Origin of the sequence: Xiashengella succiniciproducens, from assembly GCF_023674465.1 — a bacterium.
Classification (GTDB): Bacteria; Bacteroidota; Bacteroidia; order Bacteroidales; family Marinilabiliaceae; genus Geofilum; species Geofilum succiniciproducens.
Genome location: NZ_CP098400.1, coordinates 2,776,569 through 2,799,887 on the forward strand (window position 1 = coordinate 2,776,569; position 23,319 = coordinate 2,799,887).

A 23,319-nucleotide genomic window follows, 5' to 3' on the forward strand; every position below is an offset into this window, starting at 1 on the left:
CAAATAGTTTCTATCGAACCAATAATACATTTCCTGTTTTTCTGAACTCCCTGCCATTGACATACTTACCTGTGGCCAGGTACACATATACACCCTGCGGTGCAAGTTGTCCTTCATACATACCGTCCCAACCGTTGTTGATATCGTCTGTCACAAAGATTCTTTGACCCCAGCGATTGAAGATCTCAAGCTTAAATTCTGCTACATCAGAATATGCAGGCTTGAAGACCACAACATACTCGGCAGATGGATCTACTGCTCCTGAAGAACCTCCAGGACGCGGTTTGAATGCATTGGGGAACACTACAAAGCCTTGCAGCTCGGCAGTGATGGCATCTTCCATTGTAAAGGTATCAGTACATCCCTGTAGGCTGGTTACAGTCAGAGTGACATCAAATACTCCTTCCTCCTGATATTCATAAGATGGATTACGTTCCGAAGAAACACCACCGTCCCCAAAGTCCCACATCCATGAAACAGCGTCAGTTGAAAGATCATAGAAACGCGCTTTATCACCTGGTATGTAAACAACCTGTGGATTAACCGTGAAATAAGCCACCGGATGATCATATACTACTATGGTCTTAGTAAACAATCCATCATTTCCGTCCGGACCTGGTGAAGTAAGTACTACCTGGTAAGTACCGGGTTTCTCAAACACATGAACCGGGTTCCTGTCTCCCGAAGAGTTACCATCACCAAAGTCCCAGTGATAGACTGAACCACCCACAGAGTAATTTGTGAATTGTACCCTGAGTGGATAACATCCTGAATTGACATCAGTAATAAAGGCCGCATCCGGAACTGGTCTGTAGTCAACACTAACCTGATCATAGGAAACACATCCATTGACACTTATCTCCCAACGAAAAGTATTAATTCCTTCATTCAGGTTAGTTACCCTGGTATTGAAGAATAAAGGATCCTCCAGTACTGCAGTGCTGGTTCCAACTACTATCCATTTCGCATCAAGATCACCAGCATTGTTGGCATTTAGTACTGCCTCAGGACTGTACACTACCTGATCTTCACCAGCATAAGCTTCTATTCTGTTGCTTACCACTATCACCTCATCAAAAGTACCACACTCACCATAGGTAACTTCCCAACGGTAAATATTCTCACCAAATCCAACGCTCCTAACAATAGTGTTGTACTGATTAGGATCATCAAAGGTTCCGGAACCTTTGATAACAGACCATTTACCACTTCCTGTCAAAGGATCATTTGCATTCAGAACTGTATAGTTTTCACATATTTCCTGATCTGAACCTGCAAAAGCCTTATCTGGTATCTTGTTGAATATCACCACTCTATCAGTCGTAATACATGAACCCTTTCTGATAGTCCACATAAACTCATTTGGCCCAAATCCAAGGTTCCTGACTGTTGTCTTCGGATCATTTACATTATCCAGATCACCATAGCCGCTAATCCTTTCCCAGTAAGCCTCGTCATAATATAGCGGCACATTAGCATCCAGGGTCTGATAATCCTTGCAGTCCTCAATATCCGGACCTGCATTAGCCCTTGTCGGCTCATTGTTGACAAGGGTAACTTCTGCATACTTGCTACAATGATCCTGACTTATCGTCCATCTTAGGATATTGGTTCCCTGTGCCAATGTTGTCACAGTAGCACGTGGATCATAAGGATCAGAGATATTACCTCCACCAAGAACAAAACTCCAGCTTCCTGTGCCATAGTCTGGAATTGCAGCCTTCAGATTGAAGGTTGAAGAACAGAGCTCCTCATAACTCGTACCTGCATAAGGTTCAGATACCGAAGAATTGCGAATTACAACCTCATCCTGAAGAGTACATCCATCAACCCTTTCAGTTGTCCATACAAAGATGTTGTCACCATTAGCTAGTCCTGTAACACGAGTATTATGCAAGGTCTCATCCTCAAACACAGCAGATCCAGTGATTACTGTCCACCTACCACTTGATCCAAGTGATGGAGGAGTAGCGTCCATAATATAGGTATCGCTACATATTACCTGATCATTACCGGCATAAGGTATGCTTGGTAGGTTATTGTTTACTACTACATCATCATAAGTAACACAACCATTGTATCTCACAGTCCATCTTAATGTATTTGCACCTCTGCCCAAATTCCTTACTCTTGTTGTGGGTGATGTAGGAGACTCAAAATTGGCAGAACCCTGTCCACCAGGGATTGACCATGTACCGGTTCCGGGTGTTGGATTCTTAGCATTAAGTACAACCTCATCATCACATACACTCTTGTCTGATCCTGCATCTGCATCTATCCTGTTGTACTGGAGCACAACGTCATCATAGCTTTCACAGCCATTGTTTACTATAGTCCAGCGCAAAATATTATCACCAAATGACAGACCGGTAACTCTTGCTGATGGATCCTCATAAGGATCAGCATATGTATCTGAATGAAGAGTAGCAGACCCGCTTCTGATTGTCCACCTGCCTTGTCCAACAACATCCAGATTACCCTGTAGCACTGTTTCAGGATCACACAACATCTGGTCTTCACCTGCATTTGCTATAGTCGGCATATTGTTGGTGATTACAACCTCGTCGGTATGACTGCAGTTACCATTGGTAATGGTCCAGGTCAGAACATTATCCCCACGGTCAAGGTTTGTAACTATTGTAAGAGGATCATTTGGATTCGCAAAGTGAGCTGAACCCGAACCACCCTTTATACCCCAGGTACCAACACCACCGCTTGGATTGCTGCCCCTCAGCTGAGTCTGATCAGAACAGACTACGTTATCTTCACCTGCATTAGCTTCAATAAAGTTATTACGTATCTCGACCTCTGATGTAGAAATACAACCATTGTTATTGACAGTCCACTTGAATCGGTTAGACCCCATTCCAAGGCCTGTTACAACAGCATTTGGATTATTTACATCGGCAGGATCAATAGTACCAGCACCCGCAACAAGAGTCCAGCTTCCAACTCCATATTGTGGCGCTGTAGCCGCAAGAGTATAGGTTGGCGAGCAAACTTCCCTGTTATGTCCTGCAAATGATTGAGATGGTTTATTGTTGGTAATTATAATGGTATCTCTCATTGTACACCATTCTGTAGAAATCTCATAGATCAGTTCGTTAGGTCCCTGAGCGAGATTCCTTACCATATTGCCATCAAACTGGGCCCCACCGGTTGATCCGGGACGCCATGCAGCTGTACCATATACTGGTGTAGACGGATTAAGCAGGTAGAAATCATCACATGAGGTATCGTCCTCACCTGCATATGGTTCACTAGGCAAGCCATTTGTAATAACTAACGTGTCAGTACGAACACATGACCCCTTTGTTATTGAATAAACCAACGTTGTCTGGCCCTTAGCAAGATTTCTAACATAGGTTGTAGGATCCGTCTCATCATCAAGATCACCACCACCCGAGATAATAGTCCATTTTGGACTACCCATAAAATGTGGTGTGGTACGCGGAGCATTACCCCTCAACTGATACTGATCGGCACACAATGCTATATCATTACCTGCGAAGGCTTCATCAGGCTGATTGTTAGTGATTATCACATCATCGTAGCTTGAACTTGAATATTCGCTACTTCCGTACCTGATAGTCCATCTCAGGATATTTTCACCAGGTGAAAGGTTGGTAACCCTGGTCCTGGGGTTACTTGGATTATCAAATATTGCACTACCCTGAATAACAGTCCATGTGCCTATTGCACCCTGAGGATCATTAGCCTCAAGCTGGGCATAATTGACACATACAGTCTGCGGACGACCGGCATCTGCATCAACAACATCACCGTTGACTATCAGAGCCTCTGCATAGTCAGAACAGTTGCCGTTGGTAACAATCCAACGGAACAGATTTTCACCTCTTGCAAGATTAGTTACCCGTGTATTGGGATCATATGGATTTTCAATATTTCCATTCCCTGATATCAGTACCCACTCACCTGTCATGCCTGGTCCAACAGGTGTAGCATTCATATAAATATCTGACAGGGTTACATACCTTATTGGATCACCACCATTGACCGGATATGGTCTGCTGTTGACAACAACTACTGTATCCCTTGAATAGCAACCTGCATTGTTTATCTCCCAGATAATTGTATTACTGCCCTCGCCAAGACCAATCTTTGCAATGTGAGGTCTGGACGGATCCTCTATTGTTATAACTGCACCTCCGGCACCGCCTACGATTCTCCATATTCCACTAGCCCCGGCTGGCACAAGCGAACCTCTGAGTGTCACTATATTATCACAAACAACAGTATCTTTTCCGGCATCAACAGGTACTTTCAGGTTTATTATCCTTAGGTCCGCAAAGCTGCTACACTTGTTATTGTTATTGATTGTCCAACGGAAGATATTCTCACCTGAATCAAGACCTCTTACAGTTGTTCTTGGGTCGTTAAGATTATCGAATATACCTGAACCCTTTACCACAGTCCATGTACCCACTTCGCCGGCTGCAGGGTCATTACCTGTCAAAGCGTAAGTATCGCCACAGATTGACTGTTGGCTGCCAACCACGGCAGTGGTGGCAGTATTATTCACTATCCTTACATCATCAAAGCTTAGGCATCCATTGTTATTTACAGTCCACCTTAGTACAATTTCACCACGTGACAGATTATTTACAGTAGTCTTTGGATTACCAGCATTGACAAAGCCTCCGCTGCCAGTAACAAAGCTCCATGAACCAGTGACTCCAGGTATTGATGGCAATTCAGATGCATCAAGTACAGTTGACGGACTGCAGATTTCCTGATCAGAACCAGCATCCACAACAAGTTTGTTATTTCTGATTGTCAGGTATGCAGCATCGCTGCACAACCCGTTGTTTACCCTCCATTCGAGTACAACCTCGCCCATGGAAATATTACGTACCATGGTTACAGCACTTGTTGGAGAGTCAATTTCTGCATAACCGTTTACCACACTCCACCTACCTAAGCCCCATCCAGGAAGAGGTTCAACAGCTCTTACCTCAATATCTTCACCACAGTTGGAAATTACCTGTGGTCCACTAATCTCTGCATCTGCAGGCTGACTGTTAATTACGGTAACTTCCGCATAACTAGTACAGCCGTTTTGTGTCAAAGACCACCTAAATCGGTTTTCACCAACTGGCATATTAGTTACCAGCACAGTAGCTAATGAGGCATTATCAAACTGAGCAGTAGATCCGGCTGGATATACTACGGTCCACTGACCAGTTATACCTGTAGAGGTAGGTGTACCATGCAGCATCACAACTCCCTCGCAAACCGTACCACTTGCAGAATATGCACTTACATTAAGGGTATTGTTGCGTACGGTTACATCGTCATAGCTTTCGCAACCAAATGGACTTGTTACTATCCATCTGAAAGTAACATCACCTTTTGTAAGGCCGGTAACAGTAACATTTGGATTTCCTATATCAGTTATCTCATCAGCCGATCCAGAAACAGGAAGGCTCATCCATCGGGCAGAATAGCCTGCTGCCACCTGAGCTGTAGTCAATGGAGTTGCTCCTAAAGTTACGACATCACTGCACAGTCCCGGTTGATCCGGACCGGCATCTGCAACAGGCAGAGGTCGTACATAAACAGCCTTCTCTGGCACCACAACTGCATCTCCACAATTATTGCGTGCAATAACCTTTATATAGCCATTGAAGTATTCTAGATCATCTGGAAGATCAACAGTAATCCTGTCAGTTCCCTGTCCTGTTACTACCCATGTAGCCGGAACTTCCCAGATATAGCTATCAGCATACCTAATACCACTTACTGTAAACACAACACCCTTACTGCCCTGACAGATATCCTCAGGACCAATTATTATTCCTGCATTTGCATCGGGTAGAGGCTCTACAGTAATGTCAAGGTACTGAACAGGACCGTCACCGCATGAATTAACTGCATAAACTGAGAGACGTCCACTCTGGGCATCTACTCCATAACTTACAGTAAGCTGTCTGCCTCCAGTTACCACACTACCATCAGGCAGAGTCCATACATAATGAGATACTCCACTAATAGCCGGAATCGAATATGTTGCAATTCCTCCCTGACATACGACACCAGGTCCCTCTATTACCCCAGGCTGTGGAGGAAGATAACTCACGATTAGGTCAACAGGCATACCAGAAACCTTACCCTCACATCCACCAGAAATTACATTTTCAATCTTTATCCTTACGCTTTGATCAGGTGTGACATGTATCTCATAGTTGCCTGAAGCATTAAACATGGCATCAGTTACAGTCACATTTCTGGTCACCGGACTTCCCGAAGGTACACCGGTTACCAAAGGCTGCTCGCTGTAATACAACTGCCATGGGCCATTATCGTCAGGAGCAAAACTGATCTCAACAACAGAAGATTGCCCTTGACACAGATTACGTGCTCCGGGATTTACAATGCTGACCACACTGGTTATCGGGATTGTAACACTTGCTGATCCGCTCACACTACCAGTGCAACGGGAATCAGATACGGACACCAGACTGTAGTTTGTGCTGACTGAAGGACTTACATCAAGGTAGTATGGAGAAGCAGTTATATTATTGACCCAATAGCTATTCACTCCGTCACTATAGCTGATAGTCCATGGAGCGGCACCAGTAAGATCTATTCTGAGAGCCGCACTTTCTCCCTCACAGATAGAAAGCTGGCCAGATATTGAGGCAGCAGGGCGTTTATACGTTGTAACAGTTGCCACACCAACACCTACACCCTTAATACACATAGGATCATTAGCATCAGCAACGCTAACTATGCTATAGTTTGTTACCTCATCAACAGGCAATATCGTCAGAATAAGTTCTTGAGTAGCACTATTCAGAGTGAAGCTTTCGCCATTACTTAGAGTTATCAGCAGATTTCCGTCGGCAAAGTTCCATCCGCTAACAGATACTTGTAGGTGTGGTGCTTCGTCTTCGCAAAGCTCTTCCATACCGGAGACCACACTCAGGGTAACTGAAGCCTCTGGTTGATGTACTAAAAGACCTGAAACAAGAACTGAACAGTCATCACCAACGCTAAAGCTCTCGTCACCAAACATTGCCTGAAGATCGCTTTCATTGTATGCCACCCTTAAAGGATTGCTATCATCTATTACCCTAAGACTGTAAGTTCCGGCAGGCAAGTTGTCGAAAACAAAATCAAATCCCGCATTAACTACAACATCTCTGGATGTACCAGCAGGACCTCCTGATAGTATTAGTCTGTACTCACCGGCTGAATTAGGTATTCCACCTGTAACACGTGCAGTAATCGCCCCGGTTGATGCCTCTCGGCATTCAACCTGAGTAGTGACAGAAGTAACCAGATTAAGTGCTGAAGCATGCTCATAAATCGTCACATTTCGGGTAATCACATTTCCAAAGTTATCCTCAGCAGTGACTGTATAATCACCTGCTGCAAGAGCCTCGAAAACAACAGTGCTTTGACCGGTAACTGACTGAAGTACACCACTGCCACCTGACAATTCAACAATCTTGTAAGGTTGTACTCCTCCCCTAAGCTGTACCCAGATTGTGCCATTGCCGGCACCCTTACATGGTCCGCTTGCCTGCTTCTCAATATCTACTTCAAAAGGATAACCGGGCTCAAATACAACTACTTCAAGCGTAGCACTGCATCCTTTATCATCAATTGCTGTTATCGTATAAGTTCCACCCGGAAGTCCTGAAGCATAAGTGAGTCCGCTGAATCCAGACATGTCAAATGTACCGTCATGTACCCAGGTGATGGAAGTATAATTTCCACTACCACCGGATACCTGAATAGTAATTGCTCCATTTGAAAGGCCATTGGCAGTAACCGGAGTCACATTCAGCAACTCGAGCTTAACAGGCTCATTGGGTTCAAGAACTGTTATCGGACCATAATTACTAAGCTCACAACCTCTTGCATCAACAACTGTCAGGTAATATTCTCCTCCTCTCAATCCTGTTTGATCCTCTGTTGAAGGATTGGCAAGAATACCGGGTCCTCCCCAATGGAAGGTGTAAGGAGCAGTACCTCCTGTGACTGTAACCGAGATAGCCCCGCTACGATCTCCAAAGCAATCGTTGTGTGCGATATCGTCAATGCTTACTGCGATTGGATCTGAAGGCTCATCAACAGTATATTCTCCAGTAATGGTACAACCAAGTACGTTGTCACTTACAGTAACCCTGTAAGTACCTGCTTCGACATTTGTAATATCCTTGGTGGTTGCATTAAAACCTCCCTTTGTCCAATGATAAGTATATGATCCAGATCCATTCAAAACAGACAGATAGATGGCTCCATTGCTATCTCCGAAGCATTCTGCATGGTCAATTGCAGCCTGCAACTCAAGTGAATACAAGAGCGGCACGGTGATAATCTGTTCAAAAGTACATCCTCTGTTATCTGTAACTACTACCCTGTAAGTACCTGCACCTAATGCAGCCTGATTGCGGCTATTGACACTTACACCGGGAGCTGCATCCCAGCTAAAGCTGTATGGCGCCTGCCCTCCCTTTACATCAAGTGTAATAGTTCCATTAGCCATACCCATACAAGTCTCCGGCTGAACATTATTGGTAACAGAAAGTGGCTGTGTCAGGGAAACAGTTTTTGTAATATAGCAACGGGCAGTAGTACCCATATCAACCATTGTTATGGTATAGGTACCACCTGGCAGGTTTACCTTTCTGAAATCCGTACCGGCATCAACACCCGGACCATCCCAGAAAATGCTGTAAGTACCACTTCCACCTGTAGGATTTACTATCTCAATACTGTTTTCGTTATCACAGTTTGTATCAGCAATTACAAGGTCAAAGCTCAGTTCATCAAGCTGATTTACAACAAACTCAACAGGATCTGATGAGCATCCCTTGCTGTCTATTACCCTTATATAATAAGTGCCGGCTCCAAGACCGCTTTGATTCTTTGCACCTTGTACAAGACCTGAACCATTACCGGTGCTCCATACATATTCATAGGGAGCAGTGCCTCCTGTAACAGTATGAAGATTGATACGTCCTTCCTTGCTTCCAAAACATTCATTGTGAGTAACATTACCTTCAATTACAAAAGGTTCAGGCTGGTAAATTACCAACTCTCCAGATGTAACAATATAGGGAATGCCCCCACCGCAACTTTGCAATTCATCTGTTACCACAACCTGGTACTTACCGGCCACCAAATTGTTCAAATCTTTAGTCGTCGCTACAGGATGGGCAGCCCCATCCCTGGTCCAGCTGTAAGCATAAGATCCGCTGCCTCCGCTGACATCCAGAACGATATTGCCACCCTTACCCCCCTCGCAATTGATGTGAGTCAGTTCGGCACTCAAACGGACCTTGCCATGCACAACGATGGTCTCGACCACCTTACAACCTCGCGCATCGGTCACTTCCACCTGCCATACTCCACCGCCTGTTATACCTGTAATTGTAGCTCCATCTCCTACACGGGTATATGCACCTAGTCCCATCCACTGATAGGTATATGGTCCTGTACCACCGCTGGCTACAACAGTAACAGTGCGTGTGTCCGTTGCACAATCAAGAGTTGCACTTAATTCTGCTTCCAATGGCGCACTTGGTTGTGTAACCATAAATACAGCTTGAACGGCACATCCGTCACCATCCACAACCTCAACGGAGTAGCTACCAGCACTCAGTCCGGTAAGTTCATTAGAACCTGGGACTGATGATCCGTTCCAGTAGAATGTCAACGGTAAGGTCGCATTTGCAACCCCATGAATTCTAATTGCCCCATCATTTCCGTCAAAGCAGCTTACATTCCTTACACTACCTTCTACCAGCAACTGCTTGGCCTGATCTACAGTGAAGGACTGGGTAAACAGACAACGTCCGGGTTCACCGTTGTCAGTGATGGTAACCGTATAAATACCGGCTTCAAGTCCGCTCAGATCCTGAGTAGTCTCACTTATAGGCAATCCATCCTTTAGCCAGGAATAACTGTAGTCGCCCGATCCACCACTGACTGTCAGGTCTATAATTCCATTGTATGCACCTGGACAACTCTCATCAGCAATAGAATAGGTGACGCTTAGATGAGAATAGCCAAAGGTAGTTTCTACAGCAGCACATGCTGCAGATGGAACTGCATTCAGATCTGTCACAATAAGTCTGTACAGTCCTGCTGGCAGGTTCAGATCATCAAGATTTACTGTAACAGGCTGAACTGCTGTACCAACAGTCTTGTACCTGCGACCTGAGGTCAGCAGGTTTATTACTTCTATATTATATAAATACTCCGGTCCGCTGCCATTATCCATGGCAACACCACCATTTATTTCAAAGCCTACTGAAAATGATTCTACTCCTGCAACACAGGAAATGCTTACAATCGGCTCGCTTACTGAAAGTGCCTCAGCCGGTTCATCTATAGTTGCACTGACAGTCTTCTGACACCCCTTGCTATCGCTAACAATAATAGAATAGGTATCAGCAGCAAGACTATTTAGAGTAAATACGGGTCCAAAGCCTGAAACTAAACCGGTTCCATAATTCACTACATAGGGACCTGTTCCCCCTTCAACCCTTAGTTCGATACTTCCGGAATTATCTCCCCTGCAGGTAAGAACATCCCCTGTACTGAATGATACAATCAGTTCTGACGGTTCGCCAACCATAAATTCGGAGGTCTTCTGACATGCCGAACCAAGATCAGTAACAATAACTTTATACCTTCCTGCTTCAAGATTTTGAATTATACTGCCACCGGCTCCTGTAATTGTTACCCAGTCAGATATAGAGTTATCAAATAGCTGCCACTCGTACGAGTATGCACCTGAAGTACCTCCGCTTACATTGAGAGCAATACTTCCATCATTTGCTCCGAAGCAGGAAACATCCTGTATATCACCGTCAATTGCAATATCAGAAGGCTCCTCAATTGTGAAGGCAAACTCAGCCATACAACCGTTCGCATCATAGGTCCTCAGTATATATGAATCCGGATCAAGATCATTTATCTCAACAGCAACATTTCCAGCCCCTGTAACATCACCAGCTCCACTACGTGAAAGGACGTATGAATACAGGCCTCCGGCAAAAGGCGTTCCACCACTTACGCTAAAGCGAAGTATACCATCGCCTGCACCAAAACAGCTTACATCGGTAATGTCTGAGAAGAAGATCTCAAGCATCTCAGGCTGACTGACCTCGAGGTCAGTCAATTCAACTACAACTCCATTGGCATCGCTTACCCTTGCAGTATAGAAACCAGCTCCCAGCCCCTCATATTGGGCATAATTACCAGAAATATTGGCGGCGCTGATCTCAGTACCCGGATTCCTTATCAGGGTAAAGGTATAAGGAGCCGTACCTCCGTTTGCCTCTAGTTCAATGGCCCCATTTGTAGCACCAAAGCAAGGGCCGGCATTAGCAATATCAGCGTGCAGAGATAGTGCTGTGCCGGGCTCTGATATTGTAATAGTCATATCAGATGTACATCCTGCATTATCTGTTACTAAAACGGTATAGTTTCCTTCAGCCAAACCACTACGAGTCAAACCTGTTCCTATTACGGAACCAATACCTGCAATAGTACCTTCATACCATGCAATAGTATAACCCGGGGTACCTCCGTCAATAGATATTGTAATGCTTCCATCAGCGGCACCCGGAGCGGAAGCATTAAGGATGTTGACAACTGCTATACTCACTGCAGATGCTGGTTGAACCAAGGTAAAGTCGTCTGACAGTTTAGTACAACCATTAGCATCCCTGACCTCAACAAAGTATGTTCCTGCAACAAGAGCAGATGTAGTTGTATTAGTTTGTCCTGCAAGCGGCACATTTGCAGTTGTAGTTCTCTGGTACCATTGATAGGTATATGGACCTGTCCCTCCGCTTGCATTGATTGTAAGCACTCCGGTATTACCACCGAAACAGTTTATATCTGTTTGTGAAATGAGATCGACCTCAACCGGTGTTGTATCAAAGATTGTTGCAGTTACAACTTCATACTTAGCACAGTAAGGAGCCAGACGTTCCATATCCCTTACCGAGATACGGTAGGTGCCGGGTGCAAGATTGGCAAAAGTTGCAGAAGGCTGCCAGTTTACACCATCAATGCTGTACTCAAAGATACCGGCACGATCCATCTCCACGTTAAAGCTTCCGTCAGCTCTGCCCTTACATGAAACTGTCTGGCGATCATAAGTTATAGATGTCACACTGTAATCAGACGGTTCACTGATCACTACATTGAGACTGTAGATCTGACAATTATTGCTGTCTGTTACCCTAACCCTGTAAGTGCCGGCGCTACGACCACTTAACACCGAAGTATTTACAACCGGGGACCATAAACCTGGGGCAGTCTCTTGTTCCCATAGATAAAAGTAAGGAGCAGTGCCACCACTTACGAATACCTCAGCTCTGCCATCATTGCCGCCATGGCAAGTAACATCTTTTGAATCAACATTGATTGATAAAGTAGTTGTATATGACAAAGTAAAACTCTTTGTAATAGTACAGCCGTTATCTAAATCCTCAACTTCAACCTGATAGGTCCCGGGCGCAAGGTTAGTCAATACAGGACCGGTCTCAGCAAGAGTTGTACCGCCAGATGTCCAGATGTATGCAAAATTGCCCGATCCACCTACTACATCAATACTGATACTTCCATTGTCAATACCACCACATATTGGGTTTTGAATATGTGCATTGATAGCAACATTGTGCAGGCTGATATCAAAGTTGTATTCGCAAAGGTCAGAAGTAGTTGAGTTTGCATCCCTTACTCTAAGTGTATAGTTGCCGGCAGGAAGGTTTGCAAGTTGGATTATTCCAGCAGCCGGATCAGGATATATCTGGCTATGATACAACTGGTTGTTGTACTTATTAATCAGCTGTACCCTATATGCAAAACCGCCTATTGTGGCACCGTTGATATCAGCTCCACCATTTACACTTAAGTCTATCCATCCACTATTTGGAATATCACAATCTATACCTGAACCAGTCACAGTTGCTATAAACGGAGCAGGTTGTTCAACAACAGCCTGAACAACTTCACTACAGCCATTGGCATCAGTGATAACAAAATCGTAGTTTCCTGCAGTCAGTCCGGTAAGTTCGTAATAGCTTAAACCATCCCAGCTTACCAGCTCACTGCCATATTCAATAGTATAAGGAGCAGTTCCGCCAAGTACAGAAAGACGTACCTTACCCGAATTATCTCCATAGCAGCTTGTAATATGATAACCTATAGCAGTCACATCCAGTGCTGCAGCAGGTTGTACAATAGTTATTGGTGCGGAATAACCTGACTCACATCCTGATCCCCCTTCAATGGCTCGGACTCTATAGACGCCTGCAGTCAGGGAGTTTTGGGTTGCAGAATTGCCGGCAATGCCTACCCATGTTAATGTACCGATATCATACCTTTGCCATTCAAATGCAAAGGCAGTTCCACCCGGACGACCTGAGACAGATACACTAATAGCTCCTTCAGCGGCTCCGTAACATTTGACATGCTGAACATCTTCAGTAACTATTGCAAGCTGATCTGGTTGGGTAACAGTGAAAGTTACAGCCTTGACACAACCTGCTGCATCCTGTATCCAAAGAGAATACTCACCGGCACGAATCTGTTGGGCTGCACTAAAGTCCTCTGCAGCCTCAATTGTTTGTCCAACTTCTATCTGGCCACTTGCCAGTATTACACCATTGCGTAATACCTGATATGTATAATATGGTGTACCGGCACTGAACGGGGTACCTCCTTCAACACCAAATTCCAGATTACCGGCATCACCAAAGCATAGTGCATCTGCAATACTGTAACTGATAACCAGTTCATCAGGCTGATTTAGTGTAACATTCTCAGAGATCGTAACTCCACGCGAATCTGTTACTGTAGCAATATAAGTTCCAGCAGGTAGATTTCCGAAATTTGCAAAACTGTTACCAGAACTTGCCGGGGTCAGCACCTGACCCAGACCGTTGGTCAGGGTCAGACTTTGATAAGGAGCAATTCCACCTACGGCTCTGAGATTGACTCTACCGTTGGCACTTCCAAAACATGGACCCGGATTTACAGTAGTGTATTGAAGCTCAAAGACTGCATATGCATTATCCAGCACCTGTGCTTCAAGGACATCTGTACATCCATTTGCATCGGTAACTGTTACCCTGTAATATCCTGCTTCCAAACCTTCCTGACGGTACAGTCCACCTGTTAGGGTTCCTGATACAGCGCCACCAAACCCGTCAATCCTTTCCCATACAATACTATATGGTTCACTTCCACCTGTTATTGCAATCTCAATTGCACCATCAGAGTATCCGGGTTGAGAAACATGGACAATCTCATCTCCACTTAGGTTGATAACAGGAAGACTGGTAGGACCCTCTACTGTGTATTCACCGCTAAATGAACATCCCTGAATATCAGAAGCAACAATACGATAGTTTCCTGCATAGAGATTATTAAAAACATGCGCAGTACCTGAAGCAACAGGGGCTGGACTTGCTGCAATATTTACCCAGAAGCCAGGAGTGACCTCTCTGTATAAAACATAATTAAAGCCTCCTGCTGCATTTCCTCCGGCAGCCCATACAGAGATGGCGCCATCAGGCCCAACAGAACAGTCAATATTTGTAATGGTAACATCTGCAAAAGTTACAGCAGAAGCAGGTTGATTAATTACAACCTGAGGTGTTACTGCAGCACAGCTAATATTAGCTGCATCCCTAACTGTAACCTGGTAGGTGCCGGCAGGTAGATTTTCAAACACATAGCGACCAGTACCATTGGATAACCAGTCACTGCTACCGCTTAGCTGAAACTCATAATTTCCCGAAGGCAGACCTGTAGCTAGTACTGTAAATGAACCATCACTTTCTCCATAGCACACTACATTGATTATATCAGCAGTAGTTACTGCAATTGTATAACCAGCATTTATTGTAAAAGGTGACGAATTCCAAAAGCAACCTGTCGCATCCTCAATTCTTACAGTATAAGTGCCGGCCGGCAGACCTTCAAAAGTACCTGAAGCAGAATTAGTAATAGTAGTGCCACCTTGTTGTAAAATAAATACATAGGGGGCAACGCCTCCATATGCTGAGAAGCTGACCTTACCGTCATTACTTCCTGAACAGCTTTCGTGTGTAAGGTTTTCAAGCACTCCTGTAACTACCTTCTCTGCTACTATTACACTGCCATCCATAATAGCATCACAACCAGAACCTATTCCAATCATCTCTGCACGTACTGTATAAACACCGGGAGTAGTGACTGGATTTGGGAAAGTACGGGCTATATTTCCAGGAAGTGCCCCATCAATAAATTGTACGGCAGGATCAACATCTACTCCATCCTTTTGCAGATAGTATCTTACCCCTGCCTGACTTCCCTCAAGTCCAATCACAACACCTGTGCTACCCTGACAATATAGACCACCATTAGGATCTACAGGTGTAACTCTTTGCTTAATTGGAGCAGGAAGTATCTCAAAGCTCTTGGTACGGGTAGATACACAACCATTGGGGTTAGTATAATGGTATGTGATCTGATAAGCACTGGTTGGCGTTACCAAAGAAGGATCGAACAAAGCGCGACCATTATTTCCTGTACCCAGTCCATCCACCTCATTATCCATAGGAAAGTCGGCAGTGAAATAGCCTGAACCAACGGCAGCACCACTGCCGCTGAAACGTCCTTCCATAACAACAGGATCACTGTTTTGGCAGAAGACCAATGGATCAACAGCTCCAAAGTTTACATCCTGTACAGAATTAACCTTAACAGGCAGGACGGAATTAACCTGACATCCCCCTTCATCAACTGGAGAATTATATTGCAGATATATATTTATAGTAAGGTCGCTACCACCAATGGCAGGAACTCTGGTAGGATCAAAGTAGATAGGGCTATCGCCATCCTGTACGGTAAAGCTTGATCTATAGTCACGTACACCTCCGATAATCCGGAATAATGCATTTACAGCATTGGTGCTGAATGTATATTGTACACTCTTATCTGCCTTGTCGCGGCTATAAACCGATCCTGAAACATGCAAATCACCTGCTTCGACACGAAACAGGTCTGTCTCATTATGACAAAACTCATATTTAGGAAGAACTATCGCCACATCAGGTGCCACCACTTCTACATCGATAGTATCACTCACCGAACAAAAACCATCCTGTACCGTTCGTGTGATTCTGTGGATACCGACACCTGCCAAGGCAGGATTGAAGACACCCATCCCCACACCGGTACCGGTATAGGAAGAACCCGCAACTGGTGCTGGCAACAAATCAACCGGACCGTTGGTCAAACAATAAATGCGTCTGCTGTCATCGGTATCGAAGGCAGCGTTCAACTCGGGACGGACAGTTATTTCTTGGGTAATTTCATTCACACACTCATTGGCTCCACCGGGATCGGAGGTAAAACGATAGGTTACTTCATAGTCGCCAGCCCCTTTTGCCTGTGGATTAAACAAATAACGATCGGCAGGATCCAGAAGCCAAACCGATTCGGTGGGCCCACCGTCTTTTGCAACGATCAATTCTCCACCGGTAACCAGTCCGTACCACTCCTCATCCACATTGTTGTCTGCACAATACTGCGCACTGAGTCCGTGCAGCGACAAAGTAGTGCCCACCTGAATGTTGTAAGTAATGTCGGCTTCGCAGCCACTGGCCGGATCAATGTAAGTATAAGTCACCGCCCAAAGTCCGTTACCGGCAACCGAGGGGTGGAAAATAGCCGCACCTTCGTCACCGGTTCCACTGTTGGTAATACTACCGGCAGGTGCATCAGTGGAAAAAACGCCTGAGGCGGTTGGTGAAGAGCTGTCGAGGAACAACGCCTGCAATAAAATATCGTCAACGGTTTGGCAGGTCACCAAATCCCCTGCAAAATTGGACCAGGGCTCGGTAGCTGCCATGCGGAAACGGAAATCCAGGTTGTCGCTTTGATCATCTACAAAAGTTATTGACTCTAAGGCGCTTGCTTTACAACCGGTAACAGGATCCTTGTAATGATAATTGAAAGTAAGGCTTACCCGATCGGAAGCACCCAATTGCGTATCCAACAAATCAATCACATCAATGGTAGCTGTGGAACCAGTTTCGGTGAACCAGGTCGGATTGGTGGCAAAGCCGCTTACCCACCAGTCGTTGGTGCCGACCTGGGGCCTACCGCCAATGGTTACTGTGCCGGCGTCGGCACAGTAATGGTCACTGAAAGGATTGATCTCCACATTGGGCAAAGCATTCACCACCACTTCTCCGGTCATCATCCACTCACAAGCACCAGAAACAAAACTGGCGCCAACGGTGTAGGTCCCTGGAGGGAATTTGTCCGCAAATACTATGGCTCCCCCCGTTCCCGTAACCTCTACTTCGGAAGCGTACAACAACCCATCCCGGTACAAACGATAAATGGCGCCATTCTGTGAAGTATTCAAACTAACTTCCACATCGTCACCATCGCAATAATTTCCAGCCGCAACCGGAATATCACTGGGCTGGGCCACAATGGTCAGACTGGTAGGCATGGGCAGCATGCAGCCGCTATTGCTCACCTCCACCGTGTAGGTTCCGGCAAGAGAGGTAGAGGCCAAATCAAGTCTTCCCCCTGCAGCAGGGGCTACAACAGAACTCACCACGGTGGCCCCCCTGAGTAAACGGTAGGTAAAACCGGGCTGAGAATTACTTAGACTAATGGTATGTGGCTCGTTTCCCGCACAGGCAGGAGTAGCGGCAGTTTGTAAGGTGTAAGTCGTGATGGGAGGCGCCTGCAGCGTAAAGCTGCCTATGTCAAGGGTACAGCCATCGGCATTTTGAGCGACAATGGTATAAGTCCCAACGGGCCGATTGACCGTAAACGAAAGGGGACCACCAGGACTGTTTTGAGTATACAAGGAGGCATTGGCAGCATTATATATGGTGTACTGCACACCCGCTTCACTATTGGCCAAAGTAAGGGTAAAGGGTGTACCGGCGCAGGCGGTAGAAGGGGAAAAAGTCTGAGCAGCCGGCACAACACCAATGCGCACGCCCTGATCAAGCATTACCGTACAAGTAGTGTTGCGTGTGGCCCAAACCGTATAATCTCCCGCAATTGTGACACCCGAAAAAGTCAAATCACCGCCGGTACTGGTAGTGACCAGGGAGGCTGGTGTAGCCCCCCTGAAAAGCTGATAACCGACACCAGCTTCACTGCCCTGAACGGTAATGGTGTGGGAATCCCCCTCGCAACCCGAGCCGCTCAAAACCACTGGCAAATCCTTGTCGGGCAAAACACTGATGACAAAGGGGCCGCCGTTCATTTGTACCACGCCAGAGCAACCTGTGGCTTCAACGGTGTAGGAGCCGACGTCTGAAACTGGTTCAAAGAGGTGGCTCTCCCCATCAGAGGTACTCATCCACTCCTGAACCATCACGGCTCCGGAGCCATCGTTGTACATTAAGCGGTAAGTGACGCCTACCTGAGAATCGCCCAGGCGAATGTTGCTTATGGAGCTCCCTTCACAGGCAGAAGAACCAGTAACCAGCATTGGATCGGCAGCAATAGTCAATTGCACATTGGTAGGGGGCGAGGTGGCGTAGCACAAGGGGTTGGAAGTCTCCTGCACCCGAAAAACAAACTCACCACCCTCCGATACCACCCGGGTATCTCTGACATTATAACCGTTGGAGTTAAGTGTTTCATTAACACCATTACGTACCCAACGATAGTCGAGGTTCACAGAGGGATCGGGGTGATTGGCGCTCCCGGTTAGATCAAGGGTTGCCCCCTCACAAAGAGGCTGTATGCCTGCGGGATCTATAGCAGCATTGAGAGCATAGGCACCGACCCTTACGGAATCAGAAGTAGCGACAAGAGTCCCTCCAAAACTGGTATAGGCACTTACAACATAATCTCCGTGTTGACTTGGAACGCTTAAATCGACACCGTAAAATTGCCCCCCTGAAGTACCTACTCCTGGCAAAGACCATTCGTAATAGTAATTGGGGTCGTAAGGCAAAACCTCCAAGGTAAAGGTTCCGGTAGTTTGACAGACCGACCCGCCTCCGACCACCTGCAGGGTAAGATTTTTAGAAATCTCGATGGCATTGGTCATGGAGCGACAGGTTCGCCCACCAACATTATGCGTTACTACGGAGTAAGCTGAATATATGGGTTGGTCATCAGCTGGATAGAAGCTCCAATTGGGGCTTGCCGATGCGATGGCATGCGTACTTCCGGTTTCAACATTACGATAATAATAGGCATAACTGGTAGCTCCGGTTGGGTCATCAACATTGAGCTCAACAGGATAATTTGCACCCCCACCCAACAAAACTGCATCAGTTACACCATCGTGCAAAAGAGTATAAGTATTGGCAGTAACAGGCGCACTAATATAGTAAGTATAGTTATCTCCATTATGTGTTCTGAAAACTACCTGATATGGACCGGAACCCGTTATTCCGCTTATAGTTGCAGTATGGGAAGTATTGGAAAATTCCAGTCCCCCGGTATTAACCCATCTGCCCTTATCGCGAAGTCCATTAGGGACACTCGGATTAAGATCAAGCAATTGGGAGGAGTAAAGAATTCCACCTACACAGGCCCCGTTATAATTTATAGTATAATCTTTTGCCTGAACCGGAATGGTCAATGCAAAGCTTGAGATGAGTACAAGAATAACCAGCAGTAAAGATCTTGATCTCATATATCGTCGTATGTAGTTTCAAATAGTAATAAAAGAATATTATAATAACACCAGCATAATTTATACGCAAAATGTACACAAATGTTCGGGAAAATCAGGGTTAAGATATGCAAAAATATCAGGTCAAGGTAGAAATCAGATAGTAAACAACTAAATACGAGCAAAAAATTCAATCAAATAATTTACAAAACTTCGTCACTCAAATAAATCCTTTCATCAAAACCCCTACTCTAACACCTTTTTCTTTATCGGCTATCCAACTTATAATTTGTAAGCACACATGCAGTTAACACTTACATATCAGGAAGATACATCCCGGGAATGCTTTCTTAAAATATTTATTAATAGAACGTTAACCTTTCCTTTGTTTTGCTCGTTTAAGCTTACAATTTGCAACCATTACAAACAAATATTTGTTATCTTTGGTCGTTTTAAAACATATTTTGGATCATGGACAAGAAAATGCAGGATTTCCTGGAAAATGTACGCCTGAGAACGCCCGGAGAGGATGAGTTTCATCAGGCAGTCCAGGAATTTGTGGAATCTATCTGGGATTTTTATATACAAAATCCCCAGTATCAGAAGGCTGCTATCCTGGAACGGATGACTGAGCCTGAAAGAAGTTTAATCTTCAGGGTACCCTGGGTCGATGACTCCGGCAAAGTACATGTCAACCGCGGATATCGGGTACAATTCAACTCCGCTATTGGGCCTTACAAGGGGGGGATCAGATTCCACTCCAACGTAAATCTTAGCACCCTTAAATTTCTCGGTTTCGAACAAACCTTCAAGAACAGCCTTACATCACTACCTATGGGAGGTGGAAAGGGAGGTGCAGACTTCAACCCTCGCGGCAAGTCAGATATGGAAATAATGCGCTTCTGCCAATCCTATATGGCTGAAATGTTCCGTCATATCGGCCCTGACACAGACATCCCTGCAGGAGATATTGGGGTGGGTCAGCGTGAAGTAGGATATATGTTTGGAATGTACAAGAAACTTACAAACGAGTTTACCGGAGTATTAACAGGTAAAGGAAGAGAGTACGGAGGAAGTCTTATACGCCCCGAAGCCACAGGCTATGGGGTTATCTACTTCATAAATGAGATATTAGCCCGCCACAACGATAGTATTAGCGGCAAAACTGTAGCTATATCAGGCTTCGGCAATGTTGCATGGGGAACAGCAAAGAAAGCCTCAGAACTTGGTGCTAAAGTCGTAACAATTTCCGGTCCCGATGGTTATGTATATGATCCTGACGGAATCTCCGGTGAAAAAGTTGACTTTATGCTACAGCTCAGAGCTTCAAATATGGATACAGTGAAGCCTTTCGCTGAGAAATTCGGGGTTCAGTACTTCCCCGGCAAAAAGCCATGGGAGCAAAAGGTGGATATTGCAATTCCTTGTGCAATACAAAACGAACTTGATCTGGAAGACGCCAAAATGTTGGTAGCAAACGGATGTAAGCTGATAGCCGAAGCATCTAACATGGGTCTTACTACAGATGCAACAATCTATGCATTAAAACATATAATCTTTGCCCCGGGTAAGGCTGTTAATGCAGGAGGAGTATCTGTATCAGGCCTTGAAATGACCCAGAACAGCATGCGCATAGGGTGGACAAAGGAAGAGGTTGATGCCAAATTAAAGCAGATAATGACAAATATCCATGAGACCTGTGTAAAATTTGGTGAAGAACCGGACGGAGAAATAAACTACCAGAAAGGTGCTAACATCAGTGGTTTTGTAAAGGTTGCTGAAGCCATGCTTGCTCAGGGTATAGTGTAATAACCGCAAAATGATAGATACGCATTCTCATATTTATCTGGAACAATTTGATGAAGACAGAGAGCAGGTAATAACGAGAGCCCGTGCAAACGGGCTCTCGAAAATCCTGCTACCAAATATAGACAGCAGTTCTGTAGAAGCAATGTTGGCAGTTTCTGATACCCATCCCTTATACTGTTTACCCATGATGGGCCTACACCCCACTTCGGTAAAAGAAGATTATATAAAGGAACTCGAGATTGCAGAACAATGGTTTGAAAAAAGAAATTATATCGGTATTGGAGAAATAGGCATGGACCTGTACTGGGACAGCACCTTCAAAAAAGAGCAGGAAGATGCCCTAAGGGTTCAGTTGCGTTGGGCAGCCGAGATGCAGCTGCCTGTTTCCCTACATACCAGGTCAGCCTTTCCTGAAATATTCCAGGTTATAGAAAGGCATTATGACAGCCGACTCAAGGGAGTGTTTCACAGTTTTTCGGGCAGCATCGAAGACGCAAGAAAGGTATTGCAGCTACCTGATTTCTATCTGGGAATTAACGGAACAGTAACATACAAGAATAACACTCTGCCTGCGGTACTAGCTGAAACCGGTTACGACAGAATGGTACTCGAAACTGACGCCCCTTACCTTCCCCCCGTTCCATACAGAGGGAAAAGAAATGAGCCCGCCTACCTACCCCATGTAAGAGATAAACTGGCAGATATATTTGGAGTATCATCCCAAACAATCGAGGAGGTGACAGACAAAAATGCTGCTCAATTATTTAGATTAACACCATAAGCAAAAAGGCAAATGGAACAGAGGTTGCTGATAATATATACAGGTGGAACAATTGGTATGGTAAAAGACCCGGAGACCGACTCACTGGTACCTTTCAATTTTGAGGACATCTATCACAGAGTACCCGAGTTGAAACGTTTCCCTTTTCATGTTGACAGTATCAGCTTTTCTCCCATTGTGGATTCGTCGATGATGACTCCAGAGATATGGATCAAACTTGCGACAATAATAGAAGAAAACTACCATAAATATGAGGGTTTCGTAATTCTACACGGAACCGATACTATGGCCTATACAGCCAGCGCCCTGAGCTTTTTATTGCACAATCTCAACAAACCGGTGATATTAACTGGAAGCCAATTGCCTATGGGCACCATCAGAACTGATGGAAAGGAAAACCTCCTTACTGCTCTTGAGATTGCATCGGCACAGAAAAACGGACAGGCGATAGTACCTGAAGTTTGTATTTACTTTCAGGACAAACTGTTTAGAGGCAATCGTACAACCAAGTACAATGCCGAGCATTTCCATCCTTTCCGTTCGGACAACTTCCCGCCCCTGGCGGAAGTTGGAATACATATTAAGTTCAACTATCCATTTATCAGATACAACACTGAAACCAGTCCCTTCTTTGTAAGCAAGAAGATGGACACCTCTATAGCACTTATAAAGATTTTCCCGGGAATGAGTCCCTGGGTACTCAACGCCCTTATTAATGCAGAAGGCATCAAGGCTGTAATCCTGGAAACCTATGGCCTTGGGAATGCACCTACACACAAATGGTTTATAGACGCACTAAAAAGTGGCATTAAGAAGGGTCTGATCTTCGTCAATGTAACTCAATGTCTTGCAGGTAGTGTAGAAATGTGGAGATATGAGACCGGTATCCACCTGTCCAACATTGGTGTAATAAGCGGTCATGACAGCACTACTGAAGCTGCCGTAACCAAGATGATGTATCTACTTGCAGCTTACGACAACCCGGAGGATATACGTGAGAATATGAGCAGGTCATTAAGGGGTGAAATATCTGTTTAGCTACTGGATTTTTCAGTCCTTTTTAGTATTTTTCGCATTAGAT

The 23,319-nt window shown here is 45.2% G+C and carries 4 protein-coding genes; 3 read left to right on the forward strand and 1 reads right to left on the reverse strand.

What is annotated here, in order from left to right; translation table 11 throughout:
* Positions 1-10: 10 nt before the first annotated feature.
* Positions 11-19,669 carry a PKD domain-containing protein gene (locus M9189_RS11570; protein ID WP_250723421.1) on the reverse strand — a complete coding sequence of 6,553 codons (19,659 nt, stop codon included), beginning with the start codon at positions 19,667-19,669 and terminating at the stop codon, positions 11-13.
* A 450-nt stretch (positions 19,670-20,119) separates the two neighbouring features.
* Here M9189_RS11570 and gdhA point away from each other — a divergent pair, with 450 nt between their 5' ends.
* Genes gdhA through M9189_RS11585 form a run of 3 tightly spaced genes read left to right on the forward strand, consistent with a single transcriptional unit; the run spans position 20,120 to position 23,276 of the window.
* On the forward strand, positions 20,120-21,457 hold the full coding sequence (gene gdhA, locus M9189_RS11575; protein WP_250723423.1) for an NADP-specific glutamate dehydrogenase: 1,338 nt from the start codon (positions 20,120-20,122) through the stop codon (positions 21,455-21,457).
* 10 nt (positions 21,458-21,467) lie between these two features.
* Complete coding sequence (locus M9189_RS11580; protein WP_250723424.1) at positions 21,468-22,238, forward strand: TatD family hydrolase; 771 nt, start codon at positions 21,468-21,470, stop codon at positions 22,236-22,238.
* 12 nt (positions 22,239-22,250) lie between these two features.
* Positions 22,251-23,276 carry an asparaginase gene (locus tag M9189_RS11585; RefSeq protein ID WP_250723425.1) on the forward strand — a complete coding sequence of 342 codons (1,026 nt, stop codon included), beginning with the start codon at positions 22,251-22,253 and terminating at the stop codon, positions 23,274-23,276.
* Positions 23,277-23,319: the final 43 nt, after the last annotated feature.

Bases quoted from the DNA above. Each gene is read 5' to 3' on its own strand.
- M9189_RS11585 (WP_250723425.1), top strand. From the start codon at position 22,251: ATGGAACAGAGGTTGCTGATAATATATACAGGTGGAACAATTGGTATG.
- M9189_RS11580 (WP_250723424.1), top strand. From the start codon at position 21,468: ATGATAGATACGCATTCTCATATTTATCTGGAACAATTTGATGAAGAC.
- gdhA (WP_250723423.1), top strand. From the start codon at position 20,120: ATGGACAAGAAAATGCAGGATTTCCTGGAAAATGTACGCCTGAGAACG.
- M9189_RS11570 (WP_250723421.1), bottom strand. From the start codon at position 19,669: ATGAGATCAAGATCTTTACTGCTGGTTATTCTTGTACTCATCTCAAGC.